General features: G+C 42.4%; 22 protein-coding genes and 1 pseudogene. 10 read left to right on the top strand and 13 right to left on the bottom strand.

The window, feature by feature from the left end; translation table 11 throughout:
* Positions 1-230: 230 nt before the first annotated feature.
* Positions 231-862: pseudogene (locus tag FTT71_RS04195) on the bottom strand (TetR/AcrR family transcriptional regulator).
* Between the two features lie 81 nt (positions 863-943).
* On the opposite strand from FTT71_RS04195, the gene FTT71_RS04190 reads away from it, so the two are divergent.
* Positions 944-2,596, top strand: a complete 1,653-nt coding sequence (locus FTT71_RS04190) for an acyl-CoA dehydrogenase family protein (RefSeq protein ID WP_131261059.1) — start codon at positions 944-946, stop codon at positions 2,594-2,596.
* Positions 2,597-2,731: 135 nt separating this feature from the next.
* On the opposite strand, the gene FTT71_RS04185 is transcribed toward FTT71_RS04190, so the two are convergent.
* Complete coding sequence (locus FTT71_RS04185; RefSeq protein WP_004976080.1) at positions 2,732-3,223, bottom strand: macro domain-containing protein; 492 nt, start codon at positions 3,221-3,223, stop codon at positions 2,732-2,734.
* Positions 3,224-3,665: 442 nt separating this feature from the next.
* On the opposite strand from FTT71_RS04185, the gene FTT71_RS04180 reads away from it, so the two are divergent.
* The gene (locus FTT71_RS04180; RefSeq protein WP_004976081.1) at positions 3,666-3,857 is read left to right on the top strand and encodes a hypothetical protein; all 192 of its coding nucleotides are present in this window, start codon (positions 3,666-3,668) and stop codon (positions 3,855-3,857) included.
* A gap of 15 nt (positions 3,858-3,872) precedes the next feature.
* Here the strand turns inward: FTT71_RS04180 and ptsP are convergent, their stop codons facing one another.
* Together ptsP and FTT71_RS04170 are read right to left on the bottom strand one after the other, a co-directional pair.
* Positions 3,873-6,170 (bottom strand): phosphoenolpyruvate--protein phosphotransferase, encoded by a 2,298-nt coding sequence (ptsP, locus tag FTT71_RS04175; protein WP_004976082.1) that lies wholly within the window; start codon positions 6,168-6,170, stop codon positions 3,873-3,875.
* 99 nt (positions 6,171-6,269) lie between these two features.
* Complete coding sequence (locus tag FTT71_RS04170) at positions 6,270-6,752, bottom strand: RNA pyrophosphohydrolase (RefSeq protein ID WP_004976084.1); 483 nt, start codon at positions 6,750-6,752, stop codon at positions 6,270-6,272.
* Between the two features lie 183 nt (positions 6,753-6,935).
* On the opposite strand from FTT71_RS04170, the gene FTT71_RS04165 reads away from it, so the two are divergent.
* Positions 6,936-7,586 (top strand): HAD family phosphatase, encoded by a 651-nt coding sequence (locus tag FTT71_RS04165; protein ID WP_179993533.1) that lies wholly within the window; start codon positions 6,936-6,938, stop codon positions 7,584-7,586.
* A gap of 153 nt (positions 7,587-7,739) precedes the next feature.
* Positions 7,740-7,985 (top strand): DUF2789 family protein, encoded by a 246-nt coding sequence (locus FTT71_RS04160; RefSeq protein WP_004976087.1) that lies wholly within the window; start codon positions 7,740-7,742, stop codon positions 7,983-7,985.
* A 94-nt stretch (positions 7,986-8,079) separates the two neighbouring features.
* On the opposite strand, the gene FTT71_RS04155 is transcribed toward FTT71_RS04160, so the two are convergent.
* Positions 8,080-8,940, bottom strand: coding sequence for a LysR family transcriptional regulator (locus FTT71_RS04155; protein WP_004976089.1), 861 nt, complete (start codon positions 8,938-8,940; stop codon positions 8,080-8,082).
* Between the two features lie 207 nt (positions 8,941-9,147).
* Positions 9,148-9,384: a DUF2061 domain-containing protein gene (locus tag FTT71_RS04150; protein WP_004976091.1), complete on the bottom strand. Its 237-nt coding sequence runs from the start codon at positions 9,382-9,384 to the stop codon at positions 9,148-9,150.
* Positions 9,385-9,703: 319 nt separating this feature from the next.
* On the opposite strand from FTT71_RS04150, the gene leuC reads away from it, so the two are divergent.
* The 4 genes from leuC to leuB all read left to right on the top strand — a co-directional run bounded on the left by leuC (position 9,704) and on the right by leuB (position 13,685).
* Entirely contained in the window at positions 9,704-11,152 is a 1,449-nt protein-coding gene (gene leuC, locus FTT71_RS04145; protein WP_004976092.1) for a 3-isopropylmalate dehydratase large subunit, read from the top strand.
* A 97-nt stretch (positions 11,153-11,249) separates the two neighbouring features.
* Positions 11,250-11,900: a 3-isopropylmalate dehydratase small subunit gene (gene leuD / locus FTT71_RS04140; protein WP_004976094.1), complete on the top strand. Its 651-nt coding sequence runs from the start codon at positions 11,250-11,252 to the stop codon at positions 11,898-11,900.
* A gap of 102 nt (positions 11,901-12,002) precedes the next feature.
* A complete protein-coding gene (locus FTT71_RS04135) occupies positions 12,003-12,566 on the top strand; it encodes a hypothetical protein (RefSeq protein WP_167845757.1) in 564 nt (187 codons plus the stop codon).
* Between the two features lie 39 nt (positions 12,567-12,605).
* Positions 12,606-13,685, top strand: coding sequence for a 3-isopropylmalate dehydrogenase (leuB, locus tag FTT71_RS04130; protein WP_004976098.1), 1,080 nt, complete (start codon positions 12,606-12,608; stop codon positions 13,683-13,685).
* Positions 13,686-13,799: 114 nt separating this feature from the next.
* Here leuB and FTT71_RS04125 read toward each other — a convergent pair whose 3' ends face one another.
* Both FTT71_RS04125 and infA read right to left on the bottom strand, forming a co-directional pair.
* Entirely contained in the window at positions 13,800-14,210 is a 411-nt protein-coding gene (locus FTT71_RS04125; RefSeq protein WP_167845758.1) for a hypothetical protein, read from the bottom strand.
* Between the two features lie 158 nt (positions 14,211-14,368).
* Positions 14,369-14,590 carry a translation initiation factor IF-1 gene (infA, locus tag FTT71_RS04120; protein WP_001284370.1) on the bottom strand — a complete coding sequence of 74 codons (222 nt, stop codon included), beginning with the start codon at positions 14,588-14,590 and terminating at the stop codon, positions 14,369-14,371.
* Positions 14,591-14,820: 230 nt separating this feature from the next.
* On the opposite strand from infA, the gene FTT71_RS04115 reads away from it, so the two are divergent.
* Positions 14,821-15,828 (top strand): AraC family transcriptional regulator, encoded by a 1,008-nt coding sequence (locus tag FTT71_RS04115; RefSeq protein WP_004976104.1) that lies wholly within the window; start codon positions 14,821-14,823, stop codon positions 15,826-15,828.
* Between the two features lie 132 nt (positions 15,829-15,960).
* Here FTT71_RS04115 and truA read toward each other — a convergent pair whose 3' ends face one another.
* From truA to asd, 5 genes are all read right to left on the bottom strand, one after another.
* Complete coding sequence (truA, locus tag FTT71_RS04110) at positions 15,961-16,758, bottom strand: tRNA pseudouridine(38-40) synthase TruA (RefSeq protein WP_154321070.1); 798 nt, start codon at positions 16,756-16,758, stop codon at positions 15,961-15,963.
* A gap of 12 nt (positions 16,759-16,770) precedes the next feature.
* Complete coding sequence (locus FTT71_RS04105; protein ID WP_004976109.1) at positions 16,771-17,751, bottom strand: asparaginase; 981 nt, start codon at positions 17,749-17,751, stop codon at positions 16,771-16,773.
* A gap of 46 nt (positions 17,752-17,797) precedes the next feature.
* On the bottom strand, positions 17,798-19,105 hold the full coding sequence (locus tag FTT71_RS04100) for a fimbrial protein FimV (protein WP_179990473.1): 1,308 nt from the start codon (positions 19,103-19,105) through the stop codon (positions 17,798-17,800).
* A gap of 66 nt (positions 19,106-19,171) precedes the next feature.
* Complete coding sequence (locus FTT71_RS04095; RefSeq protein WP_180160721.1) at positions 19,172-20,611, bottom strand: FimV family protein; 1,440 nt, start codon at positions 20,609-20,611, stop codon at positions 19,172-19,174.
* Positions 20,612-20,759: 148 nt separating this feature from the next.
* Positions 20,760-21,878, bottom strand: coding sequence for an aspartate-semialdehyde dehydrogenase (asd, locus tag FTT71_RS04090; protein ID WP_004976115.1), 1,119 nt, complete (start codon positions 21,876-21,878; stop codon positions 20,760-20,762).
* Between the two features lie 189 nt (positions 21,879-22,067).
* Between asd and FTT71_RS04085 the strand changes: the two genes are divergently transcribed.
* Entirely contained in the window at positions 22,068-23,195 is a 1,128-nt protein-coding gene (locus FTT71_RS04085; RefSeq protein WP_096901696.1) for an endonuclease/exonuclease/phosphatase family protein, read from the top strand.
* Positions 23,196-23,309 lie beyond the last annotated feature (114 nt).

Here is a 23,309-nt window from a genome sequence, read left to right as displayed (position 1 = left end):
GTATTAGAAATTTAGCTTCTAAAACAAGCGGCCATGAACCGTTTTGTTTGTTTAAAAAATCAACTACAACACCACAATACCATGCAGATCGGGCTTTGTAGATGAAAGCTTTTCAAATCTCACCATTTTAATGTAAAACGATTTTTATAATTTTACAAATAGATAAATTTATTGTTTATGATTGGTGTATTCGATAGATCTTTGTAAACTAAATAATCAGTTTTGCTGCACTAAATGTCTGAAACTGCTGCTAAAAACGGTTGAATCGCCAATGAAATATCGGTGTGCAAGGCATCCCAATCTTGATAATGTGGATTGATTAATAAACTTTGCGAAATAAAACCATAACTGATGCGATGCAGATTCAAAGCAAGGCGCAGTTGTTGTTCGGCATTGTGTATGACAGGTGCGAAAATCTGTTGCCACATCTGTAGCATCATGCTGTAACTTTTTTGGTAAGTTTCAATGTGTGATACCTGCCGTTCCAGTAAAAAAGTCTGCGCCCAAAGCCATTGTTGTGCCTGAATTTGCTGAAGCTGAAACTGAATGATGGTTGCAATATAGCGGTTTATTTCAACAACTGTGGATAACTCAAGTTGCTGTTGGGCATAACTTTTTAAGCGTTCTGCATGCTGTTTGACTTGCAGGTGAATCGTCAATGCCAGTAAATCTTCTTTCTTGGCAAAGTATTCATAAAAGTGCCTAAACCGACACCTGCCAAATCGGTAATTTCGCGAATGGTAATTTCAGCTGCCGAGCGTTCATGCAAAAGCCGAACAAAACTTTCTTGTAAAGCCTCTTGAGTCAGTTTAGCCCTTGATTGGCGCGGCTTACGGCGCACTTGAACCTCAGAATTTTTCATAAATAAAGCCGAACACCTGAGCGCATATTTTTCTCTATACTGAATGCAATGATAGCACCGCGTTTATCTAGGAGTGACACAATGCAGACATGGATGACCCATCAAATTCAAAATCAGTTTGATGAATTACAAGACTATAACTTATTTGAAACCGATACGGTTTTACAAGAAATTTTAACCCGTTATGGCAGTCAAGATCAGACCCGACTGAGTGAATTGGGACACATTGCAGCATCGGCAGAATATTATCATTATGCCGATTTAGCCAATCGGCATACGCCTATTTTACATGCCTTCGATGCACGTGGACGTCGTAAAGATGTAGTGGAGTTTCATCCTGCGTGGCATCACTGGATGGCGCTGAATCGTAAGTTTGACACGCATGCACATCCATTTAAGCAACCGCAATCTACGGCAAAATGGGTCGATTGGGCCAGTCGTTTTTATTTGGCAGGACAGGTTGAGTGCGGTAATTTATGCCCAAATTCTATGACTTTAGGCAGCATTCCGCTCATTCAGCGTGAACCTGAGTTGTGGGCAAGCATGGGTGAGAAACTGTTATCGCATGAATATGACCCGCGTGATGTGCCGATTTCACAAAAGAAATCTATTTGGCTGGGCATGGGTATGACCGAAAAGCAGGGTGGTTCAGATGTACGTGCCAACCAAACGCTTGCCATTCCAGTCGCAGCAACAGGGCGTGGGCAAGCCTATTTGCTCACAGGTCATAAATGGTTTTTCTCTGCACCAATGTGTGATGCACATTTGGTGGTCGCCAATACCGAACAAGATGGTTTGGCTTGTTTCTTTGTACCGCGTTGGTTAGAAGATGGCAGAAAAAATAATATTCAGGTACAGCGTTTAAAAGACAAAGTGGGAAATCGGAGTAACTCCAGTTCTGAAGTCGAATTTCAGCAGGCGTGGGGCATCATGATTGGCGAAGCAGGGCGCGGTATTCCCACCATTATTGAAATGGCGAACTACACTCGTTTAACCTGTGCTGTGGGCAGTAGTGCCATGCTGCGTCAAGCCTTGGTGCAATGCCTTGCCTATACTCGACAACGTCAAGCATTTGGACAGACTTTGGCGAATCAGCCATTAATGCAGGCAGTCTTGGCAGATTTGGCTTTGGAAACTGAAGCTGCGGTACAGCTCAGTTTTCATTTGGCACATTGTTATGAAAGCGATGATGCTGTGTCTTTGGCATGGAAGCGTTTAATGACCCCTGCTGCAAAGTTCTGGATTTGCAAACGCGCGGTGGAACTTACAGGTGAGATGATGGAAGTTTTTGGTGGCAATGGTTATGTCGATAACAGCATCATGGCACGTATTTTCAAAGAAGCACCTGTAAATACCATTTGGGAAGGTTCAGGCAATGTCATGTGTCTGGATGTACTACGCGCTATGCAGCGAGAACCTGAGCTGATTCAGGTGTTATTGCAGGATTTTGCTCGCACCGCCGTTACTCATCCTATTTTGGGCAGTGAATTAGATGGTTTGCAGCAGTTATTGCAGACCACGAACAGCAACGATTTACAATTTATGGCACGTGCTTTGGTGAGCCGTTTGGTGATTTTGGCACAAGCGGTTTTGTTGTTGCGTTATGCGCCAAGTTTTGTGGCAGAAGGTTTTATTCAGTCGCGTTATAGTGCATTGCATGGGCAAGTGGTGGGTATGCTTAAACCTAAACAGGTCGATGTTGCATCCATCTTGCAGCGTGCATTTTCAGCATAGCATCCCTTGCTACTTGATTCTGCACAAAAAATTCACCCGCTTGGTAAAACCAAACGGGTGAATTGAACCGTATATTGCAGTCGAGTCGTGATCAATCACGCTCGCTTGTAGCAAAGCTGATTGCTTCAGCGAAACTTATTTCGCAGGCTCTTCAGCTTTTACACCTTTTTGATATAGAGTGTAGATGTAAATTGGAATATCCAAATCTTCTAAGTGTTTGTAGATGAGTGGACGTACATCTTCCCAATCTAAACCGCCTACACCTGTTGCAAGACGCGGTAACGCCAAGCTTTCAATTTTCTCTTCTTCAATCAACTGTTTTAAGTTTTTCAAAGTGCGGTTGACGTATTCTGTCGATGCTTTACCTGGTTTTGAACCGTTGTCATAAGCCGCTTCCTGAGTCATCAGGTTGACGATGCGTTGACCTTCGGCATTGACCCAAGTCCATTGCTCACCCGCTTTAGGATGGTAAATATGACAATAGTTGCGGAAGTCTTTATATAGCGCAGGCCAGTGCTCACGCAGACTTAAAGCCAAACCTGTTGCAAAGTTATCGTTAGGGGCAACACCGTGAGCAATCGCACGTGCTTCGCTCAGTAAAATATCTCCAGAAACTTCATAAATCATGAATTTGACTCCTGTTTTTAATGGTCTTGTTAAACTGATCTTCTATATTCATATTAGCCAATCATTGCAGTTTTTCTAGTGGATTTTATAACTAATAAGTATTTGAAAAGTAATAAAATTTTTTAGAATTTTATGCTATAATTGTATGGGTAAAGCCGCTGAGTGTTCTTTAAAATAGCCTTCAAAAATAACCGTCAGAAAAATCTGATAAAGTGGCGGCAATAATTTATTTCCCCTTCTTTTTATCTTAGCACTATTGAGTGAAAATCGCTTGTAAAATGTACAAAAAAGCGTATGATCGGCTTCCCAATTTAATATGGAACATTGGTGAGAGAATAGTCACGTTATGCAGAAGCAATTGGCTTGAATTTTCCCTCAACATCTCCATCTAAAAGAGTAGCGACACTGCTCATTTCCATGATCAACCGAAAGGAACAGCGTAATGGCAAAGAAAAAACAGCCTGAGCTTATTCAGCATAACTTTGTGGCCAAGCACATGCACGAGGTCAACAAAAGTCAGGTTTTTGTAGACCGTAAGAAAAATGCCAAACGAGGCTATAGCAAACACAAACAAGGGCGATATTCCGATGATTATCGCCCTTGTTGTTTTTGGAGTGAATGGTGTGTTGCTTGAGGCTTAAACTAAGTTTTATGGAGATACGATACGTGTCGCTAGTTTCACCATATCGCCCAAGCCATGGGTTTTAAAATAATATTCCATCAGACTTTTCACCATCAGCGGATTATTCATTTTTAACGCCTGATCTAATAAATGTTGCGCATCGGTCATCGGTACATGACAAATTGCTTTACGCACCCGCAAGATATTACTTGAACTCATCGACAGGGTATTAAAGCCCATTGCCATCAGAATTACCGCAGACAGCGGATCTCCTGCCATTTCGCCACAAACGCTCACAGGCTTGTCATATTTATGACATTCTTTCACCAAGCGGGTTAAGGCGCGCAGTACTGCAGGATGAAAGTGTGAATAGACGTTGGCCACACGCGGATTGTTACGATCCACTGCCAATAAATACTGGGTTAAATCGTTTGATCCTACCGAGAAAAAATCCACCAACGGGGCAAATTCATCAATTTGCAGCAGCACACTCGGTACTTCTACCATAATGCCAATTTTCGGTTTGGTGATTTTAACCTGTTCTTCTTCCTGCACTGCTTGCAAGTCACGATCTAGCAAATACAAGGCTTCTTCAACCTCGCTGACACTGGTGATCATTGGCAGCAAAATATGCAGATTATTCAAACCAATACTGGCTTTGAGCATGGCACGAATTTGCGAAGAAAAAATTTCAGGATGATCTAGCGTGAAGCGAATCCCGCGCCAACCTAAGGCTGAGTTTTCTTCTTCAATCGAAAAGTACGGCAAGTCCTTGTCTGCGCCAATATCTAGCGTACGCATCACCACAGGTTTGTTGGCAAAGTGACTGAGCTGTTGGCGGTAAATAGCACGCTGTTCTTCTTCGCCCGGGAAACGGTCACGTAGCATAAATGGAATTTCAGAACGATATAAACCAACACCTTTAGCACCGCGTTGTACGCCACGCACCACGTCAATCATCAAGCCTGTATTGACATACAATTTTACCGCTACGCCGTCAGGGGTAATGGCATCTTTGGTTTCATATTGCTTGAGGTCTTTGGCAATCTGTTCTTCTTCTTTTTGAATTTCTTTATAGCGTGTCCGCATGCGACGTGGCGGGTTGATAAACACCCGACCTTGGTGCGCATCTACAATCATTTCCACATCGTCTAGGCTGTTGATCGGCAACTCAGTTACGCCAACTACGGTTGGAATACCCAAAGCACGTGCCACAATGACCATGTGAGAATTCATTGCGCCTTCGGTGGTGACAATTGCTGCAATTTTATCGACAGGCAGTTCTACCAAAGCTGCTGTGGAAATTTCTTCGCCAATTAAAATACTTTCATCGGTCAGTTCACGGTGACTGGCATCGGCTTCTTGTAAAGAGGCGAGAATACGACGCCCTAAATCTTTCAGGTCAGAAACACGTTCGCGTAAATAGTCATCTTCCATTTGTGAAAATAGGGCAATGTGATTGTCAATCACAATACGCACCGCACCTTGCGCCCAGTTACCTTCACGAATCAGTTCTTTAATTTCTGCAGGCAGGGCATTTTCATCTAGCATGCGTAGGAACACACTGAATAAAGCGCGTTCTTCTGCCATTAAGGCATCCTGCATTTTGTCATCTAGTGCCTGAATTTCTTGACGCACTGCATCTAGTGCGTTGTCTAGTAATTCTAACTCTTCACTAATGTCTTCAGCTTCACGATCAGGCACAGCCGCCAAATCTGCAGGGGGATACAGAATTACCGCACGACCCAGTGCAATCCCACCTGAACCCGATACGCCCTGAAAGGTTTTGTAGGCAGGCAGGTTGTTGGGTTTGCGGAATACATCAATATTGCCCACGGCATGCGCATGCGCAATGACACCAGAAAGCTGGGCGCAGAGCGTCACTAAAAAGGATTCTGCCGCTTCAGAAAAGTCTTGTTTATCCTTGTTTTGCACCACAAGAACGCCCATCACTTTACGACGATACATGACAGGCACGCCAAGGAAGGAATTATAAATTTCTTCGCCTGTTTCGGGTAAATACATGAAGCGTTCGTGTTTGGGCGCATCGTTTAGGTTGACAATTTCTTCACGTTGTCCGACTAAACCGACCAAACCTTCACTGGTATGTAATGACACATGCCCCACGGACTCAGGATTTAAACCCTTTGATGCCATGAGCAAGTAGCGTTGATTGCGTTCATCTAACAGGTAAATAGAGCAGACATCCACATGCATGGCTTCTGCGACCTGATTGACCATAATATCGAGTGATTCATGCAAACTGGTGGACGCATTGATTTCTTGTACAATGCGTCTAAGGGTATCCAGTTGCATGTTCGACATACGCGCTACTCCATATTCCAATCAATGATTTGAGGTCAGTTTTACACCACAGATGACCCTATAACAATAAGCTAAAAAATCTACATCTTCATGCAAATTTTAAGGTTTTTTCAGGGGCAATTGATTGCACAATTCCACCATCGCTTTACGGTAGACGTCACGTTTAAAATTGACGACCTGACCAAGCGGATACCAGTAACTGACCCATTGCCATTGATCAAATTCGGGTGGGTCTGACAAATTCAGCCGAATATGATGCGCTGACGCTGTCAGTTGCAATAAAAACCACTTCTGTTTTTGACCAATACATACGGGATCCGAATCCGTGCGTATATACCGATGTGGCAAACGATAACGCAGCCAACCCTTAGTTTGCGCGATAACTTGGACGTGTTCGGGCAGTAAGCCAACTTCTTCTCTCAGCTCACGATAAAGTGCCTGTTCAGGGGTTTCTCCATATTGGATACCTCCTTGTGGAAATTGCCATGCATTGTGACCAATGCGTTTTGCCCATAGAACTTGTCCAAACTCGTTTGCCAAAATGATCCCGACATTGGGTCGGAAACCTTCTGAGTCGATCATTTGGCTACCTAAATATTGTTTAATTTATGACTTTGCACTCGGGGATAATGATTTCTTTTCTCCAACTCGAAAACGCAAAGTGTAAATAATGTTAAAATTGCTATGATCTTAACGAATTTCTATCGACTAGCGGAGATAGATTTACAATTTTTTTCTTAAATTTCAGTTTTTACGAGTATTTTCATGAAATTGGCGCTATTTGATCTCGATCACACCTTGTTAAATACTGATTCAGATCATTCTTGGGGTGAGTTTTTGGTAAATGAAGGTTTGGTCGATCCAGTCCGTCATCGCGCCATGAACGACAAGTTTTATGAAGACTATAAGGCAGGGCAGCTCGACCCAATTGCATATAACGAATTTGTATTTGAATTTTTAACTCAGCACAACAATCAATACCTGACCGAATTGCATGAATTATTTATGCAAAAGGTGATTCGTCCGCAAATGCGTCCTGAAGGTTTTAAAGCAATTCAGCGTCATCAGGCTTTAGGACATGAATTGGTGGGCATCACCGCAACTTCTGACTTTATTACAGCACCTATTTTTCGTGAATTTGGCATTACTGAAATTATTGCCACCAATGCGGAAGTAGTCGATGGTAAATATACAGGCAAAGTGATTAACACCGCATGTTACCAAAAAGGCAAATTAGTGCGTTTGGAGCAATGGCTAGAAGGCCGCGATGTGACTGAGTCTTGGGCGTATTCAGATTCCATTAACGACCGTTTCTTGCTGGAATATGCGGATCATGCCATTGCGGTAAACCCAGATGCACGTTTACAGGCTTTGGCGGAAGAGCAAGGGTGGGATGTGCAGGACTGGTCAATTTAAAGCTTAGATTAGTGCAATTGTTGCTGTATCAGGTGTAACTAGTCGCTTGTTTCTGTTTTGTTTTTATTTGCTGCAATGTTGGATTATGTCATTCATTTTTAGAATAGGCATGCTAAGGTAAGACAAGAATTAAAAATGATCAGGAGTGAAAAAATGAGTGGTGTACGCCCAAGAATGACACATTTATTTGAACAACTGGGTTTGGATGCCAGTGAAGCTGCGATTCAGCAATTTATTGAAACGCATCAATTGAATGCAGAAACAACAATTGCCGAGGCAGAATTTTGGACGGAAGCACAGCGTCAGTTTATCGTCGAAAAAATGAAATCGGATGGTTCATGGGCAATTGTGGTAGACCAATTGAATGAATCTTTGCATGAAGATTCGGTGAGTCGTTAAGACTTCACTTGTGTCCAAGTTGAGCCAATAAAAAAACACCCTCAGTACAATCGTGTCTGAGGGTGTTTTTCATTCAAAAGAAACCATTAATCTTTTAGTGTTTCATCATCTCAATCAATTCTAAAACAGCGCGTGATTGCGTCCGTCCCGGATGCCATACCATGCCCAATTGACGGTTCATTTCTAAGTCAATATCTAACTGTTGTAAGTCCTGATTGACCAACGTTTTAGGTAAAACAGACCATCCCAAACCAATTGACACCAACATCCGAATTGATTCTAACGGATTGTTGCTCATGGTGACTTTAGGTTTAACACCTTGCTTTTCAAACTCTGCCAAAGTGATTTGACTGGTATAGGTTTGCGCGGCAGGCAACAAACTAGGGTAGGCGAGTAAATCGGTCAATTGCAGGTTTTTCTGATGTGCAAGCGGATGAAAAGATGCGACCACAAACACCAATGGATCATTCCAAATGGTGACATAAGACAGACGTTCATCTAATTTGGGCGGTAAGGTCAGAAAAGCCAGTTCTAAATCGCCTGCCAAAACTTGTTCATGTGCCTGTTCAGAATCGACAAAATGCACATCTAGCGTGACGTTGGGAAATTCTTGCACATATTCACGCAAATGATTGGGTAAATGGTGCAAACCAATATGATGACTGGTACCAATTTTCAGTTTGCCTTGAACCTGTCCCTGCTCATGGCTGAGAGTGTGGTGAATATCGCCCAGTTCATTCAGCCAATTTTTGACTTTGGGCAATAGTGAGTGTGCTGCATGCGTGGCTTGCACCCCACGACCTGCCGATTCAAACAGTTTCACGCCAAAATAGTCTTCTAGGCTGTGAATACGTTTGGTCACCGCAGGTTGGGTAATAAATAACTGATCTGCTGCCAAAGAAATAGAACCTGTTTCCATGACTTTTACAAAGGCTTCAAAGGCTGCAAGATTCATTTGCACCATCCATAAAGATTTTTTATTACTGTGCTTATTATTTAGAAAAAATTAGAATTAATCAAAACAAATTCTACTTATTTTTAAACTATGCATTCGGGATGATCTTGTAGAGATACAGCAGAGATAAAAAAAGATCATCGTGGGCTGCAACCAAGATGATCTCAAACTGAAATGGAATATTCACAAGCAGAATCTATAAAACCATTAAGCGATAATTTTAGAATCTTGCGTTTGTGCTTTCTTTTCCCAAATCCGCTCGTGAATGAAATACGCAACAGCTTGTACTGTCGGTTCGACCAAACTTAAGGTAATGGCCATCCAAATATTGCCTGTGACTATATAACCGACCACCATCGCCACGGTGATGTGCATGATGTAGTAGCTTAAAGTTTTTTTGAACATGCGTTGATTGTTGGCGACAAATTTTTGAATATGGCTCATGTGAATACTCCTTATGCTGCTTTGATCATTTTCTGTGTGGATAGCTAAAGGATAATCATTCTTATTTAATTTGTAAAAACGAATAATTTTGTAATTTTGATTGGAAAATTAGATTTTAATAGAAAGATTATAAGGTCAAAATTTTAAGCATCTATTTGTTTTTGCTTATAGGCAGGTCGTGATGAATCAATAAAAATTATTTTGCTAGAAATTCCTAAAAGTTTTTAAATTAATAAAAATGATAAATTAGATTTATACAAATTCGCGGTTATAATCAAATTAATGAAAAAATTACCCAGTCCAGTGGAGTAGATCTGACATGGCAGGCGAAAACCAACAAGCACAAAATCCAGCTGCAAAAACTTTGTACGACAAATTGTGGGATGATCACTTGGTCACTCAACGTGATGATGGCTCGGCTTTATTGTATATCGACCGTCATTTATTGCATGAAGTGACTTCTCCACAAGCCTTTGAAGGTTTGCAACTTGCAGGACGTAAGCCGTGGCGTTTAAGTGCCAACGTGGCAACGCCTGACCATAACGTACCAACGTCTAAGAAAGAACGTGCAGACGGTATTGCAGGTATTGAAGATGATACCTCACGTATTCAGGTACAAACTTTAGATGACAACTGTAAAACCTTTAACGTGGTGCAGTTTGACATCAACGACATCCGTCAGGGGATTGCGCACGTGGTTGGGCCTGAGCAGGGCTTAACTTTGCCAGGTATGACCGTAGTTTGTGGTGACTCACATACAGCGACTCACGGTGCATTTGGGTGTTTAGCGCATGGTATTGGGACGTCTGAAGTTGAACACGTATTAGCAACCCAATGCTTAGTTCAAAAGAAAATGAAAAACATGCTAGTGCGTGTAGATGGCAAATTAGGTCAAGGCGTTACACCGAAAGATGTCGTTTTAGCGATCATTGGTAAAATTGGTACTGCAGGCGGTACAGGTCACGCGATTGAGTTTGGTGGTCAAGTATTCCGTGATATGTCGATTGAAGGACGTATGACAGTATGTAATATGGCGATTGAAGCAGGCGCGCGCGTAGGTATGGTCGCTGTGGATGACAAAACCATTGAATACGTGAAAGGTCGTAACTATGCACCAAAAGGCGAGCAATGGGATGCAGCAGTTGCTTACTGGAATACTTTACACTCAGATGAAGGCGCGCACTTTGACACCGTAGTGGTATTACAAGGCGAAGAAATTGAGCCGCAAGTGTCTTGGGGAACTTCACCTGAAATGGTCATTCCAGTATCACAAGCCGTACCAACTTTAGAGCAGGCGAAAGATGATGTACAGCGCAATGACTGGACGCGTGCTTATCAATATATGGGCTTAACTGCAGGTCAGTCTTTGGCAGATATTCAATTAGACCGCGTATTTATTGGCTCATGCACCAACTCGCGTATTGAAGATATTCGTGCAGCCGCTGAAGTGATTAAAGGTCGTAAAGTTGCAGCAAGCATTAAACAGGCGATGGTGGTTCCGGGTTCTGGTTTAGTTAAGCAACAAGCGGAACAAGAAGGCTTAGACAAAGTGTTTGTAGAAGCAGGCTTTGAATGGCGTGAACCAGGTTGTTCAATGTGCTTGGCAATGAACGCAGACAAATTGCAACCGGGTGAACACTGTGCATCGACTTCAAACCGTAACTTTGAAGGTCGTCAAGGTAACGGTGGTCGTACCCATTTGGTGAGTCCAGCAATGGCAGCTGCGGCAGCAATCGCAGGTCATTTTGTAGACGTACGTTCATTCTAAGTTATGCCTTCATCCCAGCCTTCTCTCAGAGAGATGGCGTTCCCTCTCGCTATAGCAGAGGGCAAGGGAGAGGTTACGGATTCAGTGAGAATTAAACATGAAAAAATATACCGTTGAACAAGGTATCGTTGCACCATTAGACCGTGCCAATGTCGATACAGACTTAATCATTCCAAAACAGTTTTTGAAATCTATCAAACGTACAGGTTTTGGCGATAACTTATTTGATGAATTGCGTTATTTAGATGAAGGTTATCCGGGTCAGGACAACTCAAAACGTCCGATTAATACTGAGTTTGTATTGAATCAGCCGCGTTATCAGGGTGCTTCAATCTTAATTTCACGTGCCAACTTTGGTTGTGGTTCAAGCCGTGAGCACGCACCTTGGGCATTGAATGAATATGGTTTCCGTACCGTTATTGCACCAAGCTTTGCCGATATTTTCTTCAATAACTGCTTTAAAAACGGCATGTTGCCTGTGATCTTGTCTGAAGAGCAGGTCGAGCAATTATTTAAAGAGTGTGCGGCGACTGAAGGCTATCAATTAACCATCGACTTAGACGCGCAAGAAGTACGCACACCAAGCGGTACGGCATTTAAATTTGAAGTAGATCCATTCCGTAAGCACTGTTTATTGAATGGTTTGGATGATATTGGCTTAACATTACAAGCAGCTGATGACATTCGTGCTTATGAAGAGAAAACTAAGCAGTCGCGTCCATGGGTTTTTGCCGAAATTCAGGCATAAATTCGCTGAAATTTGTCATAGCATCGCTGCCTAACTCTTGCTAACATCGGCACATAATAATTTTTATATTTTGTATCTAACAGGTGAGGTTGGGCGCGAACAATGACTAAAATTTTCGGTCGGCTTGCTGTCATTGGATTATGTATCACCACGCTAAGCGCATGCCAAACGTGGAATACAGCACGCATTAAACAGGTGAAAGAAACTGAACAAAGCAAATCCAATGCACTGATTTACTGTGCGGGTACAGATGATTGTGAGTTTGAGCGTTTAAATACGGTCACAATTGTCGATGCAGAAAAACATCGTGTTACACGTGCTGCCATTCAGGAGGGTTTGGTACGTTTACAGGAATCATCCTTAAATAAATCCAATGCCTTGTATTTATCTGTACCGCCTAAACAACATGAATTGGTGATTCGCTTTTATCCCATTTCTAAAGATCGTGCAGAAAAACTGCATGTAATTCATAAGTTTAATGCCAGGCAAAAATATACCTTTAGAATGTATCGTGATCGAAGTCGTACTAAAGGCAGCTTATTAAATGTGTCTGCGCCAGATCCTTTATGTGTAGATTTGGTGCAAAACAACAAAACCATTCGACGTTTTTGCAAACCCTACAATGTCTTAAATGGCTTGGGTGAGTTTGTAGAACAAAAAATTTAATCCCACAGTCTTTGACTGTCATGAACAATGGAAACTCTCATGTCAAAACATATTTTGATTTTAGCTGGTGACGGCATTGGTCCAGAAATTGTGAAAGCTGCTGAACAAGTGCTGACACGTGTCAATGAAAAATTCAATTTGGGTTTGACTTGGGAACAAGGTTTATTGGGTGGTTCTGCAATTGATGCACATGGCGAACCGTACCCAGCAGTGACATCTGAGCAAGCGAAAAAAGCCGATGCAATTTTATTGGGTGCAGTTGGTGGTCCAAAATGGGACAACATTGAGCGTTCAATCCGTCCAGAGCGTGGCTTATTAAAATTGCGTTCAGAACTCAATTTATTTGCTAACTTACGTCCTGCAATTTTGTATCCACAATTGGCAGATGCTTCAAGCTTAAAACCTGAAATCGTATCAGGCTTAGATATCTTAATCGTGCGTGAATTGACAGGTGGTATCTATTTCGGTCAGCCACGTGGTATCCGTGAATTAGAAAATGGTGAAAAACAAGGTTTTAATACCGACGTATATGCTGAGTCAGAAATCAAACGCATTGCAAAAGTAGCGTTTGAAATGGCGAAATTGCGTGGCGGTAAAGTATGTTCGGTGGATAAAGCCAACGTACTGGAAGTGACTGAATTGTGGAAGCAAACCGTGACTCAGTTACATGCAGAACAGTACCCAGAAATCAACTTGTCGCACATGTATGTCGATAACGCAGCGATGCAATTGGTACGCGCGCCAAAACAATTTGACGTATTGGTGACAGGTAACTTGTTTGGTGACATCTTGTCTGATGAAGCGGCGATGTTGACAGGTTCTATTGGTATGTTGCCATCTGCATCTTTAGACGAAAATGGCAAAGGTATGTATGAGCCTTGCCATGGTTCAGCGCCAGATATCGCAGGTCAAAACTTGGCAAACCCATTGGCAACCATTCTTTCTGTGGCAATGATGTTACGTTACACCTTCCGCGAAGAAGCGGCAGCAAAAGCCATTGAAGATGCAGTAGGCAATGTATTAGATCAAGGTTTACGTACTGCCGATATTATGTCTGAAGGCATGAATAAAGTTGGTACTGTTGAAATGGGTCAAGCAGTCGTTACGGCACTCAACTAAAAATTTAAGCGATTTAACCTATCGCTTACAGCTCAAAATCAAATCATTAAACGCAGTCTTCGGGCTGCGTTTTTTTATTGGTTTTGTACTTTCAGAGTGTTTTAGCTAGGAGACTTAACAGCGTTGTCCCGAAACATACACTGCGGTAGCAATACCCTGCTGTAGGCGAAAATACAAATCACAAGTCAGTGCAACATCGTAACTTTCATGACTCGGGATACCGATATTTAACGGAACAGCACCAATACCTGTAGTGGGATGCTGCGCCATAGGGATCGGAACACGTACAGGACGAATAATGATACGGTAATGTAGCAATTGAGGGGTAGCTTGAGCTGTACCAAGCTGTTGATAGCCAATTTGGCTTAATTGCAAATGGGTCAGGATATATTGGCTAGATTGACCAATAAATTGCTGTAAATACGCATCGCGGTTTAAAGTGGAATGCGGTGGATTACTACTACACGCCACTAAACTGAGCGCAAAAAGACCTGTTATACAAGCAACGCAGGATCGAAATAACATGCTTTTTCTCCCTTGCTCAAAACTTTATTGTAGAAGGCAATGCAAGAAAAGAATGTGGTGATTCGATAAGCGGCGGGGACGAATTAAAGGCTAAACAGAATTTTTTTAAGTGAACGTAAAAAAGCCACTCCGAAAGTGGCTTTAGCTTACTCTAAAACTTAGCGTGCGCGATAAGTGATGCGACCCTTGGTTAAGTCGTAAGGTGTCATTTCAACTTTCACACTGTCGCCTGTTAAAATACGAATATAGTGTTTACGCATTTTACCAGAAATGTGAGCAATCACTTCATGACCGTTTTCTAAACGTACACGAAACATAGTATTAGGAAGCGTTTCGGTGACAACGCCTTCGAACTCGATGAGTTCCTCTTTATTGGCCATAGCCTACCTGAGTATCAAATTGGAAAGGCGCAAATTATAGGCAATTTTTCTGAAAAAAACAAGATGCTTTACCCTATACACAGCGCATCTGTTAGTAAAATAAGCGAATCATCGGTTTATACTTTTTCTGTAAAAATGGGCTTGGGTAGGTTGTCAGTTCGGTCAATCGCAGTTAATCTAATTTCAATCTTTTTAAGTATAAATGAAGTACATACAAGGAAGGTTTTTGCGTGGGTCAGCTAACTGATGCATCGGTTGTATTGCGTTTAGGCTACCAAGCGATTCGTCGTGCGGGGTTGCCAACCGAAGATATTTTAACAAAAGCAGGTGTGGCCTTAAATCAGGTCGAAGCCAATGAACGTACGCCTTTAAATGCACAATATGCGTTTTGGGTTGCGGCTGAGGAAGTCAGTAAAGACCCTGATATTGGTTTACATCTGGGGGAACATTTGCCACTTTATCGCGGGCAGGTGATTGAACATTTGTTTATTTCTTCAGAAAACTTTGGTGAAGGCCTAAAACGTGCTTTGGCTTATCAACGCCTGATTAGTGATGCTTTTGATGCCAAATTGGTGGTGGAAGATGGACGCTGCTATTTAACCAATGGCGTGCAGCCGTGGTCAGAAAATATCGTCAATCGTCATTTTTCTGAATGCGCCATGTCGGGTGTTTTACGCTTCTTTAAATTCATTACCGAAGGTCGTTTTCAGCCTATTTATATTGACTTTAACTTTAGTGATGGTGCTGCAGATGATGAATATTTCCGTGTCTTTGAATGTCCTGTGAGTTTGGGGCAGAAAGAAACGCGTTTGTATTTTGATCCGAGTATTTTGGATTATCCACTGTGGCAGGCAGAACCTGAGTTATTGCAATTACACGAACAGTTGGCATTGGAAAAACTGCAGGAACTGGCGCGTTATGATTTGGTTGGTGAAGTGCGCCGTGCCATTGGTTCGACCTTAGAAAGTGGAGAAACGACACTAGAAACAGTGGCGGCACAATTGAATATCACGCCACGTCGTTTGCGTACCCAATTGAGTGAAGCCAATACCAGTTTTCAGCAAATTCTGTCCGATTATCGATGTCGTTTGGCTAAACGATTATTATCGAATACCAATGAAAGCGTGGAGCGGATTGTGTACTTAACGGGTTTTTCAGAGCCAAGTACTTTTTATCGTGCTTTTAAACGCTGGACCAATGAAACTCCAGTGGAATATAGAAAACGTAAACAGCGTTAAGTTTGAAAATTTAAAACCTTTCCTAAACAGAATCCTCCCTAAATCCCCCTTTTTCAAAGGGGGGGACTTTCGTTTTTAACGCCTCGAAATGGAGCTCCTCTCTTTGGAAAAGGGAGGTCGGGAGGGATTAAATTATTCCGGCATGTTTAACCAATGTGGCCCTAAAGGAACTTTCGGTAAATCATACTGTTCAGGATAATGTGCCTGAATAAAATACAAGCCATCTGGCGGGGCAGTAATTCCTGCTGCTTTACGGTCTTGAGCTGCAAAAATTTGGTCAATATGTGCAATGTCATACAAACCTTGCCCGATCTCCAATAGACAACCCATGATATTGCGAACCATGTGATGCAAAAAACCATCGGCTTGAATATCTAACACTAAATAATTGCCGTGACGAATTAAGCGGCAATGGCTGACATGACGGACAGGCTGATTGGACTGACACGCTGCGGCACGAAAGCTTTCAAAATTATGTGTCCCTTCAAATTTCTGCGCAGCCGCAATCATTTTATCGACATCTAAGGGATAATAAGCGTGAGTGACTTGTTTGTGCAGCAAGGCAGGGCGTTGTGGATTGTTATACACGACATAGCGATAACGCCGTGCCTGAGCCTTAAAACGAGCATGGAAGTCCATATCCATCGTTTTAATCCATTGAATTGCAATGTCTTTGGGTAGTTGGCTGTTGGCACCCATCAACCAACCGCGTTCAGGGCGAATGGCATGCGTATCAAAATGTGCCACCATATTGGTTGCATGCACGCCTGCATCGGTACGTCCTGCACCATGTAAAATAATGGGTTCATCGGCAATTTTGCTCAGAACTTTTTCAATGGTTTCCTGCACACTAGGTACGCCTGCTTGCTGGGTTTGCCAACCCCGATACCGAATGCCACAAAACTCAATTCCGATTGCAAAACGCTGCATAATCACCTCAAATCACACTGAAGACTGCCAATGCGCATACCACTGTGCAAGGCTGTCGTATTGTAAATACATTTTTAAGGCTTTGGCATAAAGATCTGCGTGACTTTGGCAATCACTGATTAAAATTTTACTGTCCTGTAACCACTGGCTGATCGCATAGCGTTGTTGCATGCCACCAAAAGTGACTTGGGTGGTGAGAATCACGGCACATTGTTGAGCTTGTAAGGCCTGAATTAACTCAATCACTTCGGCATTGACGGCCATATTGCCTGTACCATAACTCTGTAAAATGAGGCAGTGTGGTGGCTGTTGCTGTAAGGCTTTTAAATTATCGACCAAAGCGGAAATGGCAATTGGCTGTAACATCCAGTTCAGGCAGTTAAAGTGCTGGGCTTTTTCAATATGTTGAGTGCTAATGTTGAATGCTGGCTCATTCTGCGATTTGTTCTCCGTGTAAACCAAAGCAGACTGACCTGTAAATGCATTTAACTCGGTGGTGTGTTGTTTCAGTGCCGTTGCGGCATGAATCAGTTGCTGATGGAAGGCCAGATATACTCCCTGAGTCACTTGATGAATCTGTTGTAAAGCAAAATTTAGGTTGTCCAAGGCATCACTAAATTCACGGGTATCTGTGCCTTGTGCATTGAGTAAGGGATATTGGCTACCCGTGAGAATGACATGGGTACTTTGCGCTAAAAAACGTGCCAAGACTGCGCTGGCATAGCTGAGGGTGTCGGTGCCATGTAAAATAACGAAATGTTGAAAATCATCGTGTTGTAATTTTTGAATATATTGAATGAGCTGTAACCAGTCTGCGGCTGTGCAGGCACTACTGTCTTTAATGACAGGGGCAACAAAGCATTCAATCTCTAAATTTAGGGGTAAGACCTGTGCCAAGCGTGGCAGAAATTGCTCCGCAGGCATTGGGCTTAGTGGTTCACCGACACAGCCAAAAGTGCCGCCCATATAGATTAACGCAATTTTTTTCATCATAAAAAAAGCAGCCAAGAATGACTGCTTTATCTTAATCTGATTTGAATTAAGAAGCGATTTGATTCAGTAACTGATCGGCACGTTGGCGTTGTTCAGCAGAATAATTTGCGCCTTGTTCGCTAAGTAAAGCTTTCGCAGCATCATAAGCGCCCAATTCCACATATTGGTTCGCCAAGTCTAAATTCAACTGAATTTCATCTACTTGAGATAAGTCTGGGAATGATTTCACCAATGGATCATTTAGATCAACATCTGTGCTGACAACGGTTGCAGCAGGTTCAAGTGCAATACTTGGTGCAGCAATGACTTCAGGTTCAATTGCAGGCTGAAGGTTGGTTTCCTCAGCAGGCGCACTGTCAAATGTGAAATTAAAATCAGGCGTTGCAGGTTCAGCTTTTGCTTCAACCGCAGATGCGCTTTCTGGTGTAGAAAAATTGAAGTCTAGACTTGGGGCTTTGACTGAAGAAGCTTCATTGACTGTTGATTCTGGGGCTGTTGTTTCAGCTGGACTTGGTGTTAAATCAAACGTGAAGTCGAGCGGTTTAACTTCCTCTGCAGGGCTTACACTTGGTTCAGCTGTAATTGCAGGCGCTTCAGTTTTTGCTTCTGCTGCTGTGGAATCGAGTGAGAAATTAAAATCCAGTGCAGCAGGTTCTGCTTTGACTTCAGGTTCGGCTGCTTTTTCTACAACAGGTGTAGCTGCAGGGCTGAAATTTAACGATGAGGTGTCAAATTCTAAAGCTGCTTCAGGTTCTGCAGTTTTATTTGAGGTCAGTTCGTGCTGTAACTGGTCAAAAGAAGCCGTTTGATTTGGCGTACTCACAGGTGCAGTAAAATCTAAGCTGCTTGGAGCTGCTGTCAGCGCTTCATTTGCTGATTTTTCAGCAATATCTTCATGTGCATGACTGGCTTTTTTCGCTTCAGCTTGTGACAGAATATCGTCAAGCTCTAAAGAACGTAAATGATTCAGCAATTGATCAATTGCAAATTCATCTTTTTGTTGTAAATGAATATCAAGCAATAACAAATACAAACCATGCAATGAGTTATCACGTTTTAATGCTTGGTTAATTTGTGCTTCTGCAGCAAAGAAATTACGTTCTTTGATCAGGTTTTCAATGTTGGTTTGGATTTTTACAGGAACAGGGGTAGAGTGTTGTGGTGTTGGAACAACCTCTTCAACCACCACCGATTTCTGGGCAACTTTTTTGGTAGTTGTGGTTTTCTTGGCACTGGTTTTGGCTGGCGCTGCTGTTTTCTTGTTGCTTGGTTCGGCTTCTTTACTTGCTTCACGCTTTTTCAAGAAAATTGCGATCACCAGTAATAAAATAAACGGAATCACATAAATCAGCATGTTTATACCCCTTGAGGATGTGGTCCCTGTTTGACCTTATCCCAAAAAAATCATTGTGTGTAACATTTAGTGTTTTGGCTTATTTGCGGCTTGTTGTTTTTGCAATTGTTGTTGCAGTTCAGCAAGGCGCGCGTTGAGTAATTGAATTCTGTGATCCTTCTGACGTAATGCCAATTCTAATTCTGTTACGTTTCTCTGTAATTTAACGGTTTTCTCACGGGATGTCATAACTTTTAATGACAAGTCACCCGAAGTTTGTGTGGATTGTGTGTTCTTCTTGGCAGAACCGTGGGTGGAGTCCTGTTGATTCTCTGCCACGAGGCTCATTTCTGCTTGATTTAAACGATATTTGGCTTTGCCTGATTGTGGTGCACTGGCCGTTTCTGGTTGTGGAATTGCGGCTTTTTTCTCTGGTTTAGAGTTAGCTTGTGCATGTAAGTTTAAGGTCGCACCACGACGTAAACGATTGGCATCGCCTTGAATAAAAGCATGCTCATTATTGGCTTTAATTTGTTGCATCACTTCGGCAACAGGGCGATTGTTTTCGCCCGCAATGCGTGAGGCAATGGCCCATAATGATTCATTCGATTGCACTACATGTTGAGTATTGACCGTAGGCTTCGCTGTTACAGGGCTTGGTTTAGCTTGTGTAGCCGCTATTTGTGCAGGCTTTTTCGTTGCAGCAGCAGGCTGAGTTTGTGCTAGTTGCTTCGTACGTTGCTGTTCAGCAAATTTTTGTACCAATGGATCAGCCGATTGTTGTGCGGTGACTGAAGTGGTGGCTGTAGATGCTGTCGGTGTTGGGTTGTTATTTGTCTGTGCTGGCGCTACTTTTGGGGCAATCACAGTCGTATTTTCACTTGCTGCGCTACGGCTTGGTGCAGTTTGAACCACCGTCACTGTTTGATGGTTTAATGCAGGTGGTGTATTACGTTTAATGGTTAACGGTGCTTCAAAAGCTTGTTGTTCAATTGCTTTAGGCGTTTCAACCTGATAGTTCGCACTTACGGGTAAATTTAAAGCAATGTCTTGCTCATTGACAATCATGACAGGCGTTAAAGCTTGTTCATTACTGCGTTGCATAGCGGCCAATGGCACAGGTGCACTGCGTTTTAATGGTGTACGAATATGTTGCAGGCGAGTTGCATTACCTTCTTTAATTTTGACCACAATATTCAACTCAGACTCGGTTAACGGTCGAGATGAGGTAATGGTGATAACCCCTGTACCATTGCTGTTACGACGTGTAAAAAAGTTAAGATGACCAGGCGGACGGTGACTCGCACCAATCGACATCAGATCTTCTGCCGTAGCTAAACTGACATCAATCGCTTCATTCACATTCGATTGACGAAAGTTGATTTCGGCATAGAGCAATTCCCCAGTTGTTGACTGAATTTGAATCGGGTCAACATTCATTGCATACATTTGCTGTGAAGCCAAAATAGATAAAATGGCGATCTTTAATTTGTTATATACAGTCATCTTAATTGTTAGCTCGGTCATTTATCGCAAGGCGAAAAGGATAGAGTAGCGAGTTGTATGTCGATTGTAAAATATTAACACGTTGATTACATAAAAAAGCCAGTCAAATTTGACTGGCTTGTTGAGTTTGATCACAGAATCCAAAATGATTCAGTGCTCAAGACGAGGCTTAAGCATTTTTGTAATCAATTAAGATGCGTAACATGCGACGTAATGGCTCTGCTGCACCCCAAAGTAATTGGTCACCTACAGTGAATGCACCAAGGTACTCTTTACCCATGTTCATTTTGCGTAAACGACCAACAGGTACTGTTAAAGTCCCTGTAACTGCAACTGGGGTAAGATCGGTCATTGATGCTTCGCGTGTATTTGGTACCACTTTTGCCCATTGGCTTGATTGACGAATCATATCTTCAATTTCGTTCAATGGAACGTCTTTTTTCAGCTTCAATGTGATTGCCTGAGAGTGACAACGCATTGCACCAATACGTACACAGTGACCATCAATAGGAACAATCTGCTGATTGCCTAAAATTTTGTTGGTTTCAACCTGACCTTTCCATTCTTCTTTTGACTGACCGCTTTCAAGCTGTTTGTCGATATATGGAATGAGAGAACCCGCTAAAGGCACACCAAAGTTTGCCGATGGGAAACCTTCGCCGCGTTGTAATTCGGCAATTTTAGAGTCGATGTCTAAAATTGGTGAACGTGGGTCATCCAACAAGTCTTTGGTGTTGTTATACAAGTAGCCCATGCCTGTGATCAGCTCACGCATGTTTTGCGCACCTGCACCAGAAGCTGCTTGATAGGTCATTGAAGTTGCCCATTCCACCAAATTGTTTTGGAATAATGAACCCAAGCCCATCAACATGAGTGAAACAGTACAGTTACCGCCCACAAATGTTTTGGTGCCATTCACCAAGCCATCTTTAATGACATTCATGTTGACTGGATCAAGTACGATAATCGCTTCATCATCCATACGTAGGGTAGATGCAGCATCAATCCAGTAACCATTCCATCCTTCAGCTTTAAGCTTCGGGAAAACGGCAGAAGTGTAATCACCACCTTGACAGGTAATAATGACATCCATTTGCTTCAGACTTTCAATATCTGTTGCATCCATAAGTGCTGGGGCAGTCTTACCACCAAATGCTGGTGCTTCACCACCAGCATTACTGGTAGAGAAATAGAATGGTTCAAAATGAGCAAAATCATTTTCTTCAACCATACGTTGCATAAGGACGGAACCCACCATCCCGCGCCAACCGACCAGACCTACTTTCATGCCACTTTGCCTCGGTGCGTTAAAAAACAATAAAGGAATATAAGTCTATCAAAAGGGGGCGCAACTGCAAGCATTACATGAACAAAACATGAGTATTATTGAGTGAAATCTCTTGTTTGTGTTACATACAAAATTGATAACTTTGGTTTTCATGTAAAAACGACAAAAAATACAAAAGAGTAAAGCAAGATGATTTGGGTAAAAGGGCTTGCAATATTAGTCATTTGGTTAAGTTTTTGGTCACTGATTCCACGTGATGAATGGTGGATTCGGGGCGCAGATTTTCCACGTTTACAGATCTTGGTTTTAGGCATCATTGCCTTTGTTTTGCTCCTAATTTGGGAGCAGACGTGGGATGTGTCTAGCCAAGTGATTTTAATTGGACTGATTGCGGCTTTGGCTTATCAGCTCAAAATGGTCTTGCCCTACACCTTGCTGTGGAAAAAACAGGTCAAACAAGTTCGTCCAGAACAGCTAAATCCTGAAAAACAAATTTCATTAATCGTGTCCAATGTTCTGACACCAAATCAGAAATATCATCTGTTGATTGAACATATTCAAGCCTTAAAACCAGACTTGGTATTGACTTTAGAAACTGATTTGGCATGGCAACAAGCCTTGTCTGTGATTGAAGCCGACTATCCTTATCGGGTCGCTGTGCCTTTAGATAATTTATATGGCATGCATTTGTATAGCCGTTTGCCATTAAAAGACACTGAGATCAAATTTATTCTCAGCGATGAAATTCCATCCATTCATACCAGTGTGATTTTGCCTTCGGGGCAGCCTGTACAGTTGTATTGTTTGCATCCTAAACCACCAAGTCCTACCGAAGCCAAAGATTCAGTTTTAAGAGATGCCGAATTGTTGATTGTAGGCGATCAAATCAAAGATTTAGATGAAAGCTGTATCGTAATGGGTGATTTAAACGATGTGGCGTGGTCGCGGACTACGCGCTTGTTTCAAAGAATCAGTGGCTTGCTCGACCCGCGCGTAGGGCGGCACTATATCAATACCTTTCATGCCGATTATCCTTTACTGCGTTGGTCATTAGACCATGTATTTCATAGTACCGATTTTGCATTGGTGGATATGCAGCGTTTGGCGCATATCGGTTCAGACCATTTTCCTGTGTATGTGGTATTGCAAACTGGGCGGGTGTTTGATCGAATTCAGGAAGAGCTGCCCCAAACTGATGCCGATGAGCAGGAAGCACAACAGGCGATTCAGGAGGGGATTGAAAAAGCAGAGCGAGAAGAAAAACTGGTGACCGATGAAATTGCACAACCGTATAAAGCACAGGATAAATCGGTTTAGAAATTAAACGAAAAGTGTACGAAATGGCTTACACGGATTTAGGCACATGACGCATGGTTTATTCTGACTGATCTGGTTAAGATTAATTCATCAGCACAAGGACTCGGGAACGGA

The sequence above is a fragment of the Acinetobacter sp. YH01004 genome, from assembly GCF_013420455.1.
Taxonomy (GTDB): Bacteria; Pseudomonadota; Gammaproteobacteria; order Pseudomonadales; family Moraxellaceae; genus Acinetobacter; species Acinetobacter towneri.
This window is presented reverse-complemented; position numbering and strand designations above follow the sequence as displayed.